Genomic DNA, 18,513 nt, shown 5'->3' on the forward strand with positions numbered 1-18,513 from the left:
TGGGGTTGCGTGCCGACTCGCTGTTCGTCGACGCGCCAACCGCTGCGGGCGGACACCCCCCGGCACGGCCCCTTGCGTCGTCCGGCGGGTGCGGGTCGTCTTGGCTGCCGTCGCCGCGGGGTGGGTGCGGGCCGTTTCGGTTTCCGCTCCTGGGGGTGGGGTGGGCCGGTTGCGGTGGCACGCTCACAGTGCGCTCAGTGCTCTGCGGGCCACCTCCCTGCCGATCGGGAGGGACGCCGTGGCTGCGGGCGACGGTGCGTTCAGGACGTGGACCGTTCTGGGGCCCTCGCGGATCAGGAAGTCGTCGACCAGCGTGCCGTCCCGCAGGACGGCCTGCGCGCGTACGCCCGCCGCCGTCGGCACCAGGTCGGCCTCGGACACCCTGGGCAGCAGACGGCGTACGGCCTCGGTGAAGGCGCTCTTGGACAGGGACCGCCGGAGCTCGCCCGCTCCGTACCGCCAGTGCCGCCGCGCGATCCGCCAGGAGCCCGGCCAGGTCAGGGTCGAGGCCAGTTCGGCGGGGCGGACCGTGGCGCGGCCGTAGCCCTCGCGGGCCAGGGCCGGTACCGCGTTGGGGCCGATGTGGACCCCTCCGTCGATGCCGCGGGTGAGATGCACCCCGAGGAAGGGGAACGCGGGGTCGGGCACGGGATAGACCAGGCCGCGCACCAGCTCCGGCCGGGCCAGCTCGTAGTACTCGCCCCGGAAGGGCACGATCCGGACGTCCGGGTCGTCCCCGGTCAGCCGGGCGATCTCGTCGCAGTACAGACCGGCGCAGTTGACCAGGACCCGTCCGCGTACGACGTCGCCCGCGGCCGTGAGCACCGCCACGCCCCGCTCGGGTCTGCGGTCGACGCGGACCACCCGCGTGCCGTAGCGGATCTCCGCGCCCGAGCCGTGGGCCAGCTGGCGTGCGACCGCGACGAAGTCGCAGATGCCCGTCGTGCCGACGTGTATGGCGGCCAGGCCGCGCACCTCCGGCTCGTACTCCGGGATCTGGGAGGCGCCCAGCTCGCGTACCGGGATGCCGTTCTCCCGGCCGCGCTGCACCAGGGCGTGCAGGCGGGGGAGCTCGGCGCGGTCGGTGGCGACGATCAGCTTTCCGGTGACCGCGTGGGGGATGCCGTACTCGGCGCAGAACTTGACCATCTCGGCCGCCCCGCGCACCGCGTAGCGCGCCTTGAGGGAGCCGGGGCGGTAGTAGATGCCGCTGTGGATGACGCCGCTGTTGCGGCCCGTCTGGTGCCGGGCCGGGCCGGGCTCTTTCTCGAGGACGGTGACACGTGTGCCCGGTGCGGCGCGTGTGATCGCGTACGCCGTCGACAGACCGACGATCCCGCCGCCGATCACCAGCACGTCACAGTCGTATGCGATCCCCACCGGCACCACCTCCCACCTCGATAGTGCACTGCGCCACTGACAGTGCCTTCCAACGCGGAGAGGGCGGCACCTCTCGGGCACCTAGGCGGGAGTCATCAGCAGCGGGCGGGCCCGCTCGCGCAGCTCCACCACGCGTGGCTCGTCGCCGTACGGCTCCAGGCGGTGGAGAAGATCCTTGACGTACTCCGTCGTGCGGGCCGAGGAGATGCGCCCGGCGACCTCCACCGCCCGCACCCCCTGCTCGCACGCCGCGTCCAGATTGCCCGACTCCAGTTCGGCGACCGCGGAGACGACCAGGCGCAGGCCGTGCGAGCGCACGAACTCCTCCGTCGGCTTCGACAGCGCCTGCTCCGTGAAGCGGCGGACCTGGCGGGGCGCCTTCAGGTCGCGGTAGCACTCGGCCGCGTCGGCGCAGAAACGGTCGTAGGAGTAGAAGCCGAGCCAGCTCGGGTCGTGGTCGCCGGGGCGGGCCCGCTCCAGCCAGCTCTCGGCCGCCTTCAGGGCGCCGCCGGCCGCCTGCGCGTCGCCCGCACGCGCGTGTGCCCGGGCCTCGACGAGGCGGAAGAAGCTCATGGTGCGGGCCGTGGCCAGCCCGCGGTTGCGCTCCAGCGCGGCCTGGGCGAGGTCCACGCCCTCGTCGCCGAAGCCGCGGTAGGTGGCCTGGAGGGACATGGAGGCCAGCACGTACCCGCCGAGGGGGACGTCGGCCGCCGCCCGGGCCAGGCGCAGGGCCTGGATGTAGTAGCGCTGGGCCGCTTCCTGCTGGCCGGTGTCGAAGGCCATCCAGCCGGCGAGCCGGGTGAGTTCGGCGGAGGCGCCGAACAGGGCCCGGCCGACCTCGTCGGAGTAGGAGCCGAGCAGGAGCGGGGCGGCCTCCACCCGCAGGCACTCGGGGACCATCGACGAACGCCAGTCGCCGCCGCCGTACTTGGAGTCCCAGCGGCGCGCGTCCTCGGCGGCCTCCCGGAGCTTCTGCACATCGCTGTGGCCGACTTTGAGCGGTGCGCCGGAGCCCTCACCAGGGCCCACGTCACGCGCGACCGAACTGTCGGCCGGGGTTATCAGCCATCGTGAGGCGGGCGTTGCGTACGCGCTCACTGCGAACGATCCGGCGAGCGACTGCCAGATGCCGCCGGAGCCGGCGCGGCGGCCGGCGAGGTCGAGGCGGTACAGCTCCGTCGCGGACTTCACCGCCTGGCCGACGTCGCGCGGGAAGGCGAGGCCGACCTCGGGCGCGGGATCCGCGTCCGCCAGGCCGATCTCGTGGAGCGGGACCGGGCGGCCGAGCTTCTGGCCGATGGCGGCGGCGATGAGGTGCGGGGCGGCGCCCTGCGGCACCATGCCCTTCGACACCCAGCGCGCCACCGACGTCTTGTCGTAGCGAAGTGTCAGTCCCCGCTGTGCGCCAAGATCGTTGACGCGCCGCGCGAGGCCTGCGTTGCTGATTCCCGCGAGGGCGAGAACGGCGCCGAGTTTTTCGTTCGGCCCGCGTTGCTCCCTGGACATGCGCCACCCCTCGACACAGACGGCTGCCGCGCTGGCATAACCGTGCGGCATTCGTAAACCCAGCGTAGTTCGCCGCATCCCAAGCGTTAAGGGGCATTGTTCCGGTTGGCGGGATTGTGGTCCGTACTGAAGTGCGGGTCAGATACGGGCAGTTGCGGCGTGCTCCCACTGTGTGGCCGTGCGCCCGGCCGTGCGCCTTTCTCCGGCCATCGCGGGAGCGATTCCATGGTCCGTGCGTGGGTCGGCCCGCTGTACTGGATCCAGTGGGCTGGGGGACACCGCCGCCTCCATCCCCGCGGGCGGCGGAACGGTCCGGGAGGCGTGCTCCGTCTCCCGGACTGCGCGACCGGGCGACGGGGTGCGGAGCCTGTACGGAGCGTGTTCGAGGCTGCTCACGTATTGGCGATTTGGCCGAAAATCGACCCCGGTCGTCACGGGGTATCAGGGCTGCGACCATGGCAGTTGAGGGCGCGTTAGGCGTGTTTGGGGCGCGTTTCGGGGGCGCATTCGCGTCGCAGTCATACGGGTGACATGTCGCAGGTCTGCCTTGTCCTGTGGCCGGATGGGCGCGTAGGGGCGCCGCGGCCGCGTTCTTGTTCCTTCCTCCGTCGCGATTCCCGTCCTGTGGTGCGGGTCGGCCCGGTGGTCCAGGGCGTCTCGTCTATCGGCTTGCGGTGTACGGGAGTTCGGGGTGTGCGGGTCGGCACGGGCGGCTCCGCCGGGGCGCATTCGGCGGAGCGCGAGCGGCGCGGGCACCCTCTGGAGCGCTTCCTTCATGGCAGCATGGTGACCGGTTCGTACGGTGCACTGGTTGTCCACAGCCTGTGGAGGCGGCGATGCGGTGGTTGGTGGGATGGAGCAGCACCGCCGCGGGAGCCGTCGCTGCCGGTTCGGCGGGGGCCACCGGGCACGACGGTGAGACCCTGCACCCGGTGGGGTCCCAACTGCTGTGGGGCGACCCCGATCCGCTCTGGGCCGTGGGCGACTGGCGGCCCGACGAGGTGCGGGTCGTGAAGGCCGACGAACGCACCCGCATCGCCGTCCTCGGGATCTGCGGCGCCACCGACGAGCAGCTGCGCGTCGCGCTGTTCGCCGCGCGCGGCGGGGCACTTCGGCATCTGACCGCCTGGCCGGGCAGCTACACCGCGATCGTCCAGGTCGGCAGGCGGATCACCGTCTGCGGTGATCTCGCGGGCGCGCGGCCGGTGTTCTACACGCCCTGGGCCGGCGGCACGGCCTACGCGACCGCCGCCCTGCCGCTGGCCGACCTCATCGAGGCCAACCTCGACTTCGGGCACCTCGCCGCGCTGCTGGCCGCCCCCGACGTGCCCGCCGCGCTCCACGACTCGACGCCGTACGACGGCGTGAAGCGGATTCCGCCGGGGCACGCACTGATCCTGCGCGCCGGTGCGCGGGAGATCGCCGGGTACGAGCCGGTCGCCTCGCTCGCGGTCGCCGCCCCTCCAGCCGATCCCGACAGCGCGGTCGACGCCGTGCGCGACGCGCTCGTCGAGGCCGTGCGCACACGGCTGTCCGCGCCGCGGCACGTCCCCGGGGCGGACATCGACCCCGGGCCCGTGCCGGGTATGGGGCCCGCCGAACGGCGCGCCGCGCGCGGGATGCCGGTGCCGGGCATCGGCGCGGACCTGTCCGGCGGGCCGGCCTCGGGGACGCTGGCGCTGCTGGCCGCGGGGCTGCCCGGGATGCCGGGCACGGTGCTCGGACACGGCACGGGCGCGGGCGAGCGGCTGCTCGCGGTCACCTTCAACGACCTCGCCGTCGGCGGCCGGGAGGCCGAACTGGAGCGGGCGGGGGCGCTGGCGGCGAACCCGCGGCTGCACCACGTGGTCGTGACGGGCGGCGAGGAGACCCTGCCGTACGCCGACCTGGACGGTCCGCTGACCGACGAACCCGGGGCGTGCCTGGTGACGGCCGCACGGCATCGGGCCCGGCTGGCGGCGGGCAGCGCCGACCACTTCACGGGGTACGGGGCGCGGCAGGTGCTGGACGCGCACCCCGCGCGGCTGGCCGACCTGCTGATGGACCGCCGGCGGCGCCATCTCGTACGGCCCGTCGCTGCGTTGGCCAAGGCGGACGGGTCCGTGCTGGTGCCCGCGCGCGTGTACGCGGCGGCGCGGCGGTTGTCCCGTACGCCGTACCGGTCGGGGCTGGAGTCCCTCGCCGAGCGTCTCCTCGACCACCGGTCGGACGACGGGCTCGACGCGCCCGGCGGGGCGGTGGACGCCTCGCTGGCGGCGCTGACCTGGGGCAGACCCGGGCCGGCGGCGCGCTGGCTGACCGGTGAGGCGCTCGCCGAAGTATCGGTTCGCCTTCAGGCGGCGACGCACCGGTCGGAACTCGTGGGGCCCGGGCAGCGGCCCGGTGACTTCCGTGCGCGGGCGGCGCTGGCGCGGCACGCGGCGGACCTGCGGGTGCTGGAGCAGGCGGCGGAGATCCGCTTCCAGCGGCTGCACGCGCCGTTCCTCGACAACCAGGTGGTGCGGGCGGCGCGGGCGCTGCCGGAGGCGCTGCGGGTGCGGCCGGGGGCGCGGGCGGCGGTGCTGCGTACGGTGCTGGAGGGGGCCGGAGTACGGGAGTTGCCGGCCGGGTGGGGTGCGCCCTCCCAGGCGACGGCGACCGCGGTGGCGCGCACGGGGTTGCGGGTGGCGGCGGATTCGCTGGTCGCCCTGTTCGACACGCCGTTGCTGGCGGAGGCGGGGCTGGTCGAGGCGCGGGTGGTCCGCAACGCGCTGCGCGGGGCGGCTGCGGGTGAGCCGCTGCCCCTGGACGGGCTGGCGGACCTGGTCTCCCTGGAGCTGTGGCTGCGTCGGCTGCTGGCCCGGCGTGGCACGTGCTGGACGGGGACGCCGGCGCGGCAGCGGGCGGTACCGGCGGGGATCGCGCCGCAGCGTGGGGCGTTGGGGGCGGGGGCGGCCGGGGGGCGGCGGGGGTAGCGTCGGTGGGTGCCTGGCCGTTGTCCGGCTTGCGTCCTCGTCCTCGTCTGCGTCCTCGTCTGCGTCTTCGCCTGCGCGGTGGGGGTGGGGCGGGGCCGTGCCGGGGGGTGTCCGTCCTCGGAACGGCGCGATGGGGTTGCGTGCCGACTCGCTGTTCGTCGACGCGCCAACCGCTGCGGGCGGACACCCCCCGGCACGGCCCCTTGCGTCGTCCGGCGGGTGCGGGTCGTGTCGGCTGTCGCCGCCGCAGGGTCGTCGCTGCGGGTGCGGGGCCGGTCTTTCTCAGTGATGACGTCGCGCAGTCGGCAATCGCCCGCCGAAATGCCAGGGCCCTCACACCGGCCCCGGTGACAATGGCCTGGTGCGGTACAGAATTCTGGGAGTCACCACGGCAGAGGACGACGACGGCACCGTCGTACCCATCGGCGGCCCCCGGTTGCGCGCCCTGCTCACCGCACTGGCCCTGCGCCCCTCGCGCGTCACGACACCCGGGACCCTGATCGACGAGGTCTGGGGCGACGGCCCGCCCCAGGACGCCCCCGCCGCCCTGCAGGCCCTGGTCGGCCGGCTCCGCCGGGTGCTGGGCCGGGACGCCGTGGCCCTGGAGCCCGGCGGCTACCGGCTCGCGGCCGCGCGCGACGACATCGACCTCTTCGTCTTCGAACGGCTCCTCCGCCACGGCACGGACGCCCTCGCCGCCGACGACCCCGCCCGCGCGGAACGGCTCCTGGACGACGCCCTCGCCCTCTGGCACGGCCCGGCCCTCGCCGACCTCCCCGACCGTTCCGCCGCGGCTCGCCCGGAAGCGGCCCGGCTGGAGGCGACCCGGGCCAGGGCCGAGGCCCGTCTCCGGCTGGGCCGCGCCCAGGACGTCGTACCGGAACTGCGCGAGCTCACGGTCGTACACCCGTACGACGAACCGCTGCACGCCCTCCTGATCCGTGCCCTGCGCGACTGCGGCCGTGCGGCCGACGCCCTCGCCGCCTACGAGACCGCCCGCCACGCTCTGGCCGACGGCCTCGGCACCGACCCGGGGCCGCGGTTGCGGGCCCTGCACGCCGAGTTGCTCGCCGGGGGCGGGCCGGACGCGGCCCCCCGGCCGGAGCCCGGGCCGCCCGGGCGCACCGGCAACCTCCGGCCCCGGCTCACGTCCTTCGTCGGGCGGGAACCCGAGCTCGACGCCCTCCGTTCCGACGTGCGCAGGGCCCGGCTCGTCACCCTCACCGGACCGGGCGGCTCCGGAAAGACCCGTCTCGCCGAGGAGGCCGCCGCCGGGCTGCCGCAGGCGTGGCTCGTCGAGCTCGCCCCGCTCGACCGGCCCGAGGCGGTGCCGGGAGCCGTGGTCAGCGCGCTCGGCCTGCGCGAGACCGTGCTCATGACCAGCGAGCTCACGGCCCTCAAGGACGACCCCGTCGCCCTGCTCGTGGAGTACTGCGCCCGGCGCGGTCTCCTGCTGATCCTCGACAACTGCGAGCACGTCATCGGCGCGGCCGCCCACCTCGCCGAGACCCTGCTGACCCGCTGCCCGGGTCTCACGATCCTCGCCACCAGCCGGGAACCCCTCGGTGTGCCCGGCGAGGTGGTGCGCCCGGTCGAGCCCCTGCGACCGGACCAGGCCCGCCTGCTGTTCGCGGAGCGCGCCGCCGCCGTCCGGCCCGACGCGCCGGACGTGCTCCGCGACGAGCGGGCGGTGGCGGAGATCTGCCGGCGGCTGGACGGGCTGCCGCTCGCCATCGAGCTGGCGGCCGCCCGGCTCCGGCTGCTCACACCCCGCCAGATCGCCGACCGCCTCGACGACCGCTTTCGCCTGCTCACCTCCGGAAGCCGTACGGTCCTGCCCCGCCAGCAGACCCTGCGTGCCGTCGTCGACTGGTCGTGGGACCTGCTCGACGAGGCCGAGCGCAGGGTGCTGTGCGAGCTGTCCGTCTTCACCGGCGGCTGGGACCTCGCCGCGGCGGAAGCCGTGTGCGGCGACGGGCCCGTGGCGGAACTGCTCGGGGCCCTCGTCGACAAGTCCCTGGTCGTGGCCGCCCCGGCGCAGGACGACGGCCCCGCCGGCATGCGCTACCGGATGCTGGAGACCATCCACGAGTACGCCGTCGAGCGCGCGGCCGAGGCGCCGCACCTGCGCGCCGCGGCCGGGCTCCGGCACCGCGCGTGGGCGCGTGCCCTCGTCGAACGCGCCGACCCGCTGCTGCGCTCCGCTGCCCAACTGCCGTGGATCGCGCGCCTGGAGACCGAGCTGGACAACATCCGCGCCGCCCTCGACCGGGCCCTGACGGCCGGCGACGAGGAGGAGGCCGCCGCCCTCGCCCTGGCCATGGGCTGGTTCTGGTGGCTGCGCAACTACCGCCACGAGGGCCTGGAGTGGCTCGGGCGCATCCTGGCGCTGGGCGTCGCGCTCGACACCGGCGCCGGTCCCTCGTCCGCGGGCGGGCCCGGGCTGCCCGACCCCGTCGACCACTTCCTGGCCGCGCCGGAGGGGGAGGCCCGGCATCCGCTGCACGCCGTGCGCATGGACGTGCGGATGCTGCACCTGTTCTACCTGACCGAGACCACGCCCATGCAAAGCTACTTCGAGGAGCGGCGGGCGTACGCGGAGCGGGTGTGGGACCACTTCGCGGACGGCGGTCCCCATGCGGCCCGGATCCCTGGGCTGATCTGCCCGATCATCTCCGCCCACGTCGACGTGCAGCGCACCTCCCGGGCCGTCATGGACGCCGCCGTCGCCAACTGCCGCGCCCACGGGGGCGACTGGGAGCTCGCCGTGGCCCTGATGTTCCGTACGCACATGGTCGTCGACACCCCCGGCGACCTGGCGGGCGTCGACGACGACCTCGGGGAGCTGCGCGTCCTCAGCCGCCGCGTCGGAGACCGCTGGCTGCGGGCCCAGGTGTGCGGCGCGGCCGGCGAGGCGGCCATGGCGCGCGGCCGTTTCGAGGCGGCCGAGGGCGAGTACCAGGAGGCCCTGCGGCTGGCCTACGAGGTCGGCGCGTTCGCGGAGGCGCCATTCCTCAAGGCCCGGCTCGCCGAGATCGCCTACCGGGCGGGGGACCGGCCGGCCGCGGCGAAGGCCCTGGACGAGGCGAACGCCGCGGCCGAGCAGTACGGCGTGGCCGACTCCAAGGCGTTCGTGCGGCTGCTGAGCGCCCAGCTGGAGAACGAGGGCGGACACACCGCACTGGCGCGCACCCTGTGCGAGGAGGCACGGGCGGAGACCCTGCTGGGGACGCCGCCGCCCCAGTTCGTGGTCATGCTGCACCTGGTCGACGCCATGATCACCGCGGACGAGTCCGGGCCGGAGCCCGCGCTGGCCAAGCTCGTCGAGGCGCTGCGGGACGCCGTGGACAAGCGGTGCTCCGACGCCGTCCGGGCCGGTGTGGTGGACGCGGCGGCCGCCCTGCTGGCCGGCCTCGGCGACTTCCCGCGCGCGGCCCGGCTGCTCGGCACCGGCGACCACTGGCGCTCCGGCCGCCCCCGCCCCATGCCGGAACGCGCCCACGCGGAACGCACCGAGGCCGCAGCCCGTGCCGCGCTGGGCGCCGCACGATGCGCGGCGGAGCGGGCCTCGGGCGCGGCCCTCACGGCACAGGACGTCCTGCGCGAGCTGGGCGAGGCGATCCGCGCGTACGCCGCTCCGGGGCACCCGGCCTAGCGGCAGGTGAACTTCGACTCCGCCCAGTCCGCCAGGGTCAGGCCGTCCAGGGCGCCGCGCGGCTCCACCACCAGCCGGACGGTGCTGCGGCCGGTGAGGTCCACATGGACGGGGACGGCCGGGTCACCGCCCTCGACCAGCCCCGAACTCCACAGCCGGACGCCGTCGGCGTAGACGGAGAAGTAGACCTTGCCGTGCTTCAGCGTCATGTCGTCCACGCCGGCGAGCGCGTCGTACGCGGAGCAGGAGCGGTTCAGGTCGATGGTGACGGAGGAGCTGCCGTGCACGGTGACGCCGTGCGCGTAGCGCCGGTCGCCGACCGACAGGCCGGACCGCTTCCAGACCCAGCTGCTCGCACCGATCCGCATCTCGGGCCCGGTGCCGTCGCCGGTGACGTCGTACGACAGTTCGTTCCACTGGTAGACGGCCGGGGCGGGCGGGGGCGGTGGCGGGGGCGGCTCGGGGGTGGGCGTCGGGGTGGGGGCGGGCGGCGTCGGGGAAGCCGGGGGCGCCGGGCGCGGGGGCGCGGGCGACCGGGTGGGCCGTGGGGCCGGCGCCGGGGAGGCGTCCGGGGCGGGGGCGGTGCTCGACGTCGGTGTCGGCGCGGGCGACTGAGCGCCCACGGGGCCGAGGGCGGGCGGTCGCGGCCCGGGGTCGCGGCGCGGCGGTGCGGGTGCGGGTTCACCGGGCCGTACGACGGCGGAGGGGGGCGCGGGGGAGGGCGCCGTCCGCGCCTCCTCGCCGGGTTCGTCGTTGCCGGCCAGGGCCATGACCACCGCCGCCACGACCCCGACGGCCACCACTCCGGCCGCGACACCGGCCTTCACCGGCGCGCCGACCCCTTCGGAGGCCGCCGCGCCGCCGCCACCGGCCCCACCGGAGGAGCCGCCTGCCGCCCCGGACCCTGCTGCCCCGGCCCCCGTCGCCCCGGACCCTGCCGCTCCTCCGGACGAACCACCCGCCGCCGCGGCCGCCCCCGCGGCACCGGCGGCTCCCGCACCGGCGCCCCCGGCGATGAGCCCGGCCGCCTTGGCGTACCCGGCGGCACCGAACCAGCCGATGACCGCGACCGGTACGACGGCCGGGATGCCGCCGGCCACCTCCGCGATCTGACTCGCGGCCAGCCGGCACTTGGCGCACTCCTCCAGGTGCTTGCGCAGCCCCCGCTCGGCCCGGGTGCGCAGCCGGCCGCGGGCGTACGTGCCGAGCTGGTCGGCGTAGCGCGCGCACTCCTCGTCGGCGGTGAGCGTGGCGCTGACGTGGGCCTGGAGGTAGGCCTGCCGGAGGCCCTCACGGGCGCGGCTGGCGAGCACACGCGTGCCGTTGGCGTCCAGGCCGAAGAGCGTGGCGACCTCGCTCGGGGACTCGTCCTCGACCTCGGTGTGCCAGAGCACGGCCTGCCAGCGCTCGGGCAGCGACCGGAACGCGCGCATGGCCATGGACTGCTCGGCCTCGTGCATGGCCCGTACGTCCGCGCCGAGTTCGAGCGTGTCGTCGTCGGACGCGTCCCCGCCGCGCGCGGACTGGGCGGCGAACACGGCGAAGTCGTCGACGAGCTGCTCCCGCCGTGCCGACCGCGTCCAGGACGCGGCGACGCGCCGGACCGAGGTGAGCAGGTAGGCGCGGACCGCGTGGGTGGGGCCCGAGCCGCCGCGGACCGCCTGGAGCATGCGGGCGAAGACCTCGGCGGTCAGGTCGTCCGCGGTGTGGGCGTCCCGGCAGCAGGTGCGGGCGTACCGGCGCACGGCCTGCGCGTGGCGCCGGTACAGCTCCTCGTACGCCGTGTCGTCGCCCGCGCGCATCCGGTCGATGAGATCGGCGTCGGACGGCGGCAGTTCGCGCGGCGGCGGCAGCACACCGCCCTCGCGCCGGTCGCGCTGGGCCGGGACCGACTCGTCGGCGGGGCGCCCGTCCGCAGGAACGCTTCCTCGCCCGCCCTGGCTCGGCACCTGCGGTGAAGCGGGGCCGCCGGCCGGGGCCTCCCCGCCGTCCCGGCCACCGCTCGACCCGCCCCGTCCGTCAACGCTCATCGCGGAACGCCCCCGCCAGCCGCCCTACCCGTCCAGACCACCGGGTCAGCGTGTCACAGGGGCTTCCGGCCGGAACCCCGGAGTTCACACCGTCACTCGTCCGTGGGGATTTACCGCACGCCGGTACTGGCCGCCCCTCCTCCGGGGAAGGGTCCCTCTTCGCGCTGTTGCGTCACCCGCGTGCGTGACCTTCGCCCGGGCCGGACGCGGTCCCAGGCCCTCCGGCGGGAGTCACCGCCCGCCGGAATCCGGCACCGCCCCCGGCCGTCCTGCGGACCTCACGCCGGACGCGGGACCTCACGCCGGACGGGACCGCAGGCCCTCCAGCAGGATGTCCAGCAGCCGGGCCGACGCCGCCGCCTGCTGGGCCGCGTCCGGCAGCGAGGGCGCGGCCGTCGCGATCACCAGCAGGACGTCCGAGACGGACACGTCCGCCCGCAGCTCACCCGCCGCCCGGGCCCGCTCCACGAGCTGGCCGACGACCTCCAGCAGCGCCGCCGCCCCGGCGTCGTCCACGGGGGCCGGAACCGACGCGACCGCCACCGGCTCCTCCGGCACCAGCCGCAGCTCGGCGCCGCCCGGCTGGGTCCGCTGCTGCGGCACCCGCGGACCGCCGGCCTGGTCCTCCACGACGGAGACGCGCAGCACCTGCGGCGGCAGCAGCCGCCCGGCACCCGACGCCACCGACGTGCGCAGGAAGCGCGACAGCGCCGACCACGGCTCGTCCTCCTGCCCGAGCGCCGCCCGCGCCTGGTCGGTCAGCCGGGAGGTCTCCTCCTCGGCTATCCGCCGCACCAGGACGTCCTTGCTCGGGAACCGCCGGTACACCGTGCCCACGCCGACGCGCGCGCGTCGCGCGACGTCCTCCATCGGCGCGCCGTAACCCAGCTCGCCGAAGACCTCACGTGCCGCACGCAGCACGTGCTCCAGATTGCGCTGGGCGTCCACGCGCAACGGCGTCGTCCGCGGTCCGTCCCCGCGCCCGCCGCCCGCCGCGCTCATCGTCGCGCCACCCGCGGTAAGCGCGGACGACCAATGAGAATCCTGAACATGCATACGCATTCCCCCGGTAATGACGTCTCCCCCCGGAGACTCTCCCCGCCATTCGATGCCGGGACGGGGAACAGGCCCGGTCCCGCGGCCCGCCCGTCGCGGACCCCGGTGAGCACATCCCCCTACACCCCGTCGACACACGAACATAGTTGAGAGGGAGTCAATTCAGAAGGGGCAGGTTCCGCACGGAGCGCCCACCGATCGGAGTACGGGTCGCATACGTCCCGAATGTGCCCCCGCACGCCCCTCGTAGCACCCGCGCTGACCTGCGTGAACAGCGCGCAGTTCGCTGATCCGGCCAACTCCGCGCCCGCGCCCGCTCCGGTCACACAATTCGTCGAGGCTGTGGACAAACGCAAGCGGCGGGTGCGTCATGGGATGGTGAAGGAACGTGCGCGCATTCTCGTTGTCGGTGGCGGCTACGTCGGGATGTACACGGCCCTGCGCCTGCAGCGCAGACTGAAACGGGAACTGGACCGGGGCGAGGCCGAGATCACGGTCGTCACCCCCGACCCGTACATGACGTACCAGCCGTTCCTCCCCGAGGCCGCCGCGGGCGCCATCTCGCCCCGCCACGTCGTCGTACCCCTGCGCCGCGTCCTCGGCCGCTGCCGTGTCCTCATCGGCGAGGCCACCGCCGTCGACCACGCCGGGCGCACCGCCACCGTCACCACCCTCGCCACCGACGAGGAGGGCACGGGCGGCCGGACCCTGCCCTACGACCACCTCGTCCTGGCGCCCGGATCGGTCTCGCGCACCCTGCCCGTCCCCGGCCTCGCCGACCACGGCATCGGCTTCAAGACGGTCGAGGAGGCCATCGGCCTGCGCAACCACGTCATCGAGCAGATGGACATCGCCTCCTCCACCCGCGACCCCGCGATCCGCGACGCGGCGCTCACCTTCGTCTTCGTCGGCGGCGGCTACGCCGGCGTGGAGGCCCTCGGCGAACTGGAGGACATGGCCCGCTACGCCGCGCGCCACTACCACAACGTCCAGCCCGAGGACATGAAGTGGATCCTCGTCGAGGCCTCGGACCGCATCCTGCCCGAGGTCGGCGAGGAACTGGGCCGCTACACCGTCACCGAACTGCGCCGCCGCAACATCGACGTCCGTCTGCGCACCCGTCTGGAGTCCTGCGCCGACCGGGTCGCCGTCTTCAGCGACGGCGCCCGCTTCCCCACCCGCACGGTCGTCTGGACGGCCGGCGTGAAACCGCATCCGGTGCTCGCCGCCTCCGACCTCCCGCGCGACGCCCGCGGACGCCTCACCTGCACGCCGGAGCTGTCGGTCGAGGGCACCACGCACGCGTGGGCGGCCGGAGACGCCGCCGCCGTCCCCGACGTCACCGCCTCCGAGCCGGGCCGCGAGTGCGCCCCCAACGCCCAGCACGCGCTGCGCCAGGCCAAGGTGCTCGCCGACAACATCGTCCACACCCTGCGCGACGAACCCCTGGAGACGTACGAACACGCCTACGCCGGCTCCGTCGCCTCCCTCGGCCTGCACAAGGGCGTCGCCCACGTCTACGGACGCAAGGTCAAGGGCTACCCCGCCTGGTTCATGCACCGCGCCTACCACCTCAGCCGCGTGCCCACCTTCAACCGCAAGGCGCGCGTGCTCGCCGAATGGACCCTGGCCGGCCTGTTCAAACGGGAGATCGTCTCGCTCGGTTCACTCGAACACCCCCGGGCCGAGTTCGAACTCGCGGCCGGTGGAAAGCCTTCCCAAGACCCCCCGGGCAACCCGAAGGGGTCGTCCTGACCGGACCCAGGAACTCCACCGGCCGGCCCGGCGTCTGACGGATGTCGGTCCGGTCCGCGCACTGCCAGACTGGTCCACCACCACGGGTGTGCCACGGCTCGCCCCGGTGCGGGCCCCCGGGGCCCCGGCCGGTCCCGGTGCCGGCCGCCGACGACTACACGAGGCAAGGATTCGTGAACTTCACGCGCTGGAGCGCCCGGCTCCCCGGAACGCAGCGCCGCGCCGCAGCGCGGACCGAGCAGACGGCCTCCCCGGACCGGCGGGGGGAAGGTTCCGTACCCGCCGCCCGTGTCGAACAACTGACCGGCGAGACGCCGCCCGTACCCGCCGTCGACGACCTGCGGGTGCGCGAGGTCCTCGACCGCGTCCCGTCCCTCGTCGCCCTGGTCCACGGCCCCGACCACCGCATCGCCTACGTCAACGACGCCTACATCACGGCCTTCGGCGTACGCCCCCTCGGGGAACGCGCCCGCGAGGCCCTGCCCGAACTGGACGCGCTCGGTCTGTTCCCCCTCCTGGACCAGGTCCAGCGCAGCGGCAAGCCGCGCACGGTGAAGTCCCGCAAGGCCCCCGACGGCCGCTGCTACACCTTCACCTGCACCCCGGTCGCCCAGGGCGACGGCAAGGGCGGCACCGACGGCCGCGGCGTCCTCGTCTTCGCCACCGACGTCACCGACCACGCCGAAGCCGCCGAACGCCTGCGCGCCAGCGAGCGCCGCCAGCGCGAGACGGCCGTCACCCTGCAGCGCTCCCTGCTCCCCCAGGAGCTCGAACAGCCGGACGACCTGCGCATCGCCGCCACCTACCACCCCGGCGGCACGGAGGCCGCGGTCGGCGGCGACTGGTACGACGTCATCACCCTCGGCGGCGGCCGCACCGCCCTCGTCATCGGCGACGTCATGGGCCGCGGCGTCCGCGCGGCCGCGGTCATGGGCCAGCTCCGCACGGCGGTCCGGGCCTACGCCCGCCTCGACCTGCCCCCGCACGAGGTGCTCCAGCTCCTCGACGGCCTGGCCGCGGAGATCGACGCCAACCAGATCGCCACGTGCGCGTACGCCATCCACGACCCGAACGAGGGCAAGCTGGTCTACGCCTCGGCCGGCCACCTGCCCATCCTCGTCCGCGACGAGAACGGCACGGTGCTGCGCGCCGACGAGCCCACCGGCCCGCCGCTCGGCACCGGCGGCTGGATGCACACCTCGGGCTCGATCCCCCTGAGCCCCGGCTCCACGGCCGTCCTCTACACGGACGGCCTGGTGGAGCGGCGGGACGCGGACCTCGACGAGGGCATCGCCGCCCTGGAACGCGCCCTGGCCGGCGCCACCGGCACCCCCCAGGTCGTCTGCGACCGCCTGGTCCGCTCGGCCGGCGTGACCCCGGACCACGACGACGACGTGGCCGTCCTGGTCCTCCAGCACCCCGCCCGCAAGGGCCCGGAGAGCGAGCTCTTCCGCAACGCCGCCCTGGAACTGCTGGGCGGCGTCGAAGCGGCCCCCCGCGCGCGTGCCTTCGCCTCCGGCGTCCTGACCAGCTGGCGCTTCCCCGCCGACCTGCACGACCTCGGCGTCCTGGCCACCAGCGAACTGGTCGCCAACTCCCTCCAGCACGGCACCCCGCCCATGCGCCTGCGCCTGCGCCGCACGGACCGGCGGCTGATCATCGAGGTCACCGACGGCGACGACCACCTCCCCAGACGCCGCCGAGCGGAGCCGGGCGACGAATCGGGCCGCGGCATCGCCATCGTCGCCACGATCGCCTCCGGCTGGGGCTGCCGCCGCACCCCCGGCGGCGGCAAGGCGGTCTGGTGCGAGTTCGTCCTGCCGCGCGCCCAGGCGACGTGACCGGCGCCGGGAAACCCGGCGCCGGAGATCAGACGTCCGCCGAGACAGGCGCCCCACCGCGCGCCACGACCCGGCTCCTGCCGCGCCACGGATGGTCCTGCGCGTCGGTCAGCTGCCGCCCCAACCGCACGGCGAGCACGGTGATCCCGAGCGAGAACACCAGGAACGCCACGATGTACGGCGCGTGCAGCGAGGCCCCCAGCGGCCCGCCCACCGCCGGCCCGACCGCCAGCGCGAGCTGCTTGACCAGGGCGAAAGCGGAGTTGTACTGCCCGGCCATGCCCTCCGGCGCGAGATCCGCGACCAGCGGCGCCACGGTCGGCGACAGCATCGCCTCCCCGAGCCCGAACAGGGCGTACGTCGAGACGAACGCGGCCGTCGCCATCTCCTGGCTGCCGTGCCCCAGCCCCGCGTACCCGGCCACCGCCCACGCCACGGCCCAGATCAGGCCCACGGCCGCGATCACGCGCGACCGCCGGCGCCGCTCCACGAACCGCAGCACGGCGAACTGCGCCACGACGATCACCAAGGTGTTCGCCGCGAGGGCCGTCCCCAGCGCGGACGTCGATATCCCGGCGGCCTCGACCCCGTACGCGCTCAGCCCCGACTCGAACTGCCCGTAGCAGGCGAAGAAGAGCACGAAGCCCAGCACGCACAGCTGGACCATGGCCTTGTTGCCCAGCAGCTGCTTCCAGCTGCCCCGTCCCGCGGCGCCCGGCGCGCCCTCGATCCGCGGCGCGTGCGGCATCCGCACCGTCGCCATCACCACGACCAGCAGCAGGAACATCGCCGCCTCGATCGCGAAGAGCAGCGTGAAGGAGGCGGCGCTCGTCGTGTCGACCAGGTGCCCTCCGATGAGACCACCGACACCGAGGCCGAGGTTCTGCAGGAAGAACTGCGTGGCGAACGCCCGCGACCGCGTCTCCGCCGACGAGCAGTCCACGATCATCGTGGCCAGCGCCGGCTGCATCACGGCCTGTCCGGCCCCCAGCAGCGAGGCCGACATCAGCACGGCCGCCGCACTGCCCGAGATCCCCAGGGTCAGGGCACCGACGGCGGCGGTGAGCAGGGCGGCGAGCAGCACCGGCAGCGGACCGCGCCGGACGATGGCCCGCCCGGCGAACGGCAGCACCACCAGCGCGGCCACAGCGAAGACGGCGAGCACAAGTCCCGCCGTCATGGCTCCGAGCCCTCGCACCTGCGCCACGTAGACGTACAGGTACGGGACCGTGAAGCCGAGCCCGAACGCGCTGAGTGCGTTGCCCACGTGGATCCGGCGCATCGCTGCGCCCATCGCCCTGGTCACGTTCACCTCTCTCACAAGTTAGGAGTGAAGACTTCGATACTAAACTTCGAAGCTAAAGAGTACATTCCCAAGGACTTCAACGCAAAGAAGAGGCGTGCCATACTGCGCCCATGGGCGACACACCCGGCTCCGGTGAGCCGACCCTCGAAGAGCAGATCGCCGCGTACCAGCGCGAGTTCCAGGACCTCGACCCGCAGGTCGAGCAGATCGTCTCGGCCCTGTCGCGCCTGAACCGCCGCATGAACGTCGCCTACGGCCGCCAGACCTCGGCCCTCGGCATCTCCAACGCCGAGTGGGAGGTCCTCAAGGCCCTCGTCCTGTCCGGCGCCCCGTACCGACTGGGTCCCAGCGACCTCGCCAAGCGCCTCGGTCTCACCCCCGCCGCCATGACCCACCGGATCGACCGCATGGTCGGCGAAGGATTGGTGACCCGTGAGCGGGACGAGACGAACCGCGTCCGCGTCATCGTGGAGCTGACATCCGAGGGGCGAGAGAAGTGGCTGGAGGCGATGCGCCTGGCGTCGGTCTTCGAGGAGGACCTGCTCCAGGACCTGTCCCCCGTCGAGCGCACGGCACTCGGCGAGGTCCTCACGCGCCTGCTGCGCCGGGTGGAGGACGCCCAGCCGGACGCCGGCGGCCGCCTGTCCGACCTGGACTGACACGGCACGGGTCCCCCGCAAAAGATCTTGACAGGGGATGCTTGACAGCCCTCAGCCGGATCCGTAGAGTTCTTCGGGTTGCCGCGGAGCCGTAACGGTTCTGCGACAGCACTTCCGCCGCAGCAGCGGCACCAATCACCAGCAAGATCACTCCCAGCGGGGTTGTATTCGGCGCGCCCGAATGCAATTCGAATGGGACTCGACGCCTTGATCGATTCCGAGCCGGATCGATTTTGGAATCGCCGAGAGACCGCGCTAAGGTTGGACACGTCGGAACGGCCCAACAGCCGCGAGGACAAGCCCCGCTGACTGGGGATCAGGCCCGAAAGGATCTGATAGAGTCGGAACCGCCGGAAAGGGAAACGCGAAAG

The 18,513-nt window shown here is 74.4% G+C and carries 10 protein-coding genes; 5 read left to right on the forward strand and 5 right to left on the reverse strand.

The genetic code is table 11. The features are described 5' to 3' along the window. Nucleotides 1-183 precede the first annotated feature (183 nt). Together lhgO and ACPXCS_RS39185 are read right to left on the reverse strand one after the other, a co-directional pair. Nucleotides 184-1,389 (reverse strand): L-2-hydroxyglutarate oxidase, encoded by a 1,206-nt coding sequence (gene lhgO / locus ACPXCS_RS39180; RefSeq protein ID WP_425952294.1) that lies wholly within the window; start codon nt 1,387-1,389, stop codon nt 184-186. Nucleotides 1,390-1,461: 72 nt separating this feature from the next. Beyond that, the gene (locus ACPXCS_RS39185; RefSeq protein ID WP_425952295.1) at nt 1,462-2,886 is read right to left on the reverse strand and encodes an MFS transporter; all 1,425 of its coding nucleotides are present in this window, start codon (nt 2,884-2,886) and stop codon (nt 1,462-1,464) included. A gap of 836 nt (nt 2,887-3,722) precedes the next feature. Here ACPXCS_RS39185 and ACPXCS_RS39190 point away from each other — a divergent pair. Further along, entirely contained in the window at nt 3,723-5,840 is a 2,118-nt protein-coding gene (locus tag ACPXCS_RS39190) for an asparagine synthase-related protein (protein WP_425952296.1), read from the forward strand. A gap of 361 nt (nt 5,841-6,201) precedes the next feature. Next, nucleotides 6,202-9,495, forward strand: a complete 3,294-nt coding sequence (locus ACPXCS_RS39195) for a BTAD domain-containing putative transcriptional regulator (protein ID WP_425952297.1) — start codon at nt 6,202-6,204, stop codon at nt 9,493-9,495. Here ACPXCS_RS39195 and ACPXCS_RS39200 read toward each other — a convergent pair. Next, a complete protein-coding gene (locus tag ACPXCS_RS39200; RefSeq protein ID WP_425952298.1) occupies nt 9,492-11,525 on the reverse strand; it encodes a sigma-70 family RNA polymerase sigma factor in 2,034 nt (677 codons plus the stop codon). The genes ACPXCS_RS39195 and ACPXCS_RS39200 overlap by 4 nt on opposite strands. 297 nt (nt 11,526-11,822) lie before the next feature. Beyond that, on the reverse strand, nt 11,823-12,581 hold the full coding sequence (locus tag ACPXCS_RS39205; RefSeq protein ID WP_425952299.1) for a TetR/AcrR family transcriptional regulator: 759 nt from the start codon (nt 12,579-12,581) through the stop codon (nt 11,823-11,825). A gap of 375 nt (nt 12,582-12,956) precedes the next feature. On the opposite strand from ACPXCS_RS39205, the gene ACPXCS_RS39210 reads away from it, so the two are divergent. Beyond that, a complete protein-coding gene (locus ACPXCS_RS39210) occupies nt 12,957-14,336 on the forward strand; it encodes an NAD(P)/FAD-dependent oxidoreductase (RefSeq protein WP_425952300.1) in 1,380 nt (459 codons plus the stop codon). A gap of 173 nt (nt 14,337-14,509) precedes the next feature. Then, nucleotides 14,510-16,177, forward strand: a complete 1,668-nt coding sequence (locus ACPXCS_RS39215; RefSeq protein ID WP_425952301.1) for an ATP-binding SpoIIE family protein phosphatase — start codon at nt 14,510-14,512, stop codon at nt 16,175-16,177. A 28-nt stretch (nt 16,178-16,205) separates the two neighbouring features. Here the strand turns inward: ACPXCS_RS39215 and ACPXCS_RS39220 are convergent, their stop codons facing one another. Beyond that, nucleotides 16,206-17,471: an MFS transporter gene (locus ACPXCS_RS39220; protein ID WP_425952303.1), complete on the reverse strand. Its 1,266-nt coding sequence runs from the start codon at nt 17,469-17,471 to the stop codon at nt 16,206-16,208. Nucleotides 17,472-17,593: 122 nt separating this feature from the next. Here ACPXCS_RS39220 and ACPXCS_RS39225 point away from each other — a divergent pair, with 122 nt between their 5' ends. Next, on the forward strand, nt 17,594-18,142 hold the full coding sequence (locus ACPXCS_RS39225; protein WP_425952302.1) for a MarR family winged helix-turn-helix transcriptional regulator: 549 nt from the start codon (nt 17,594-17,596) through the stop codon (nt 18,140-18,142). The last annotated feature ends 371 nt before the right edge of the window (nt 18,143-18,513 follow it).

It is taken from the genome of Streptomyces sp. DT190 (assembly GCF_049846985.1).
Taxonomy (GTDB): Bacteria; Actinomycetota; Actinomycetes; order Streptomycetales; family Streptomycetaceae; genus Streptomyces.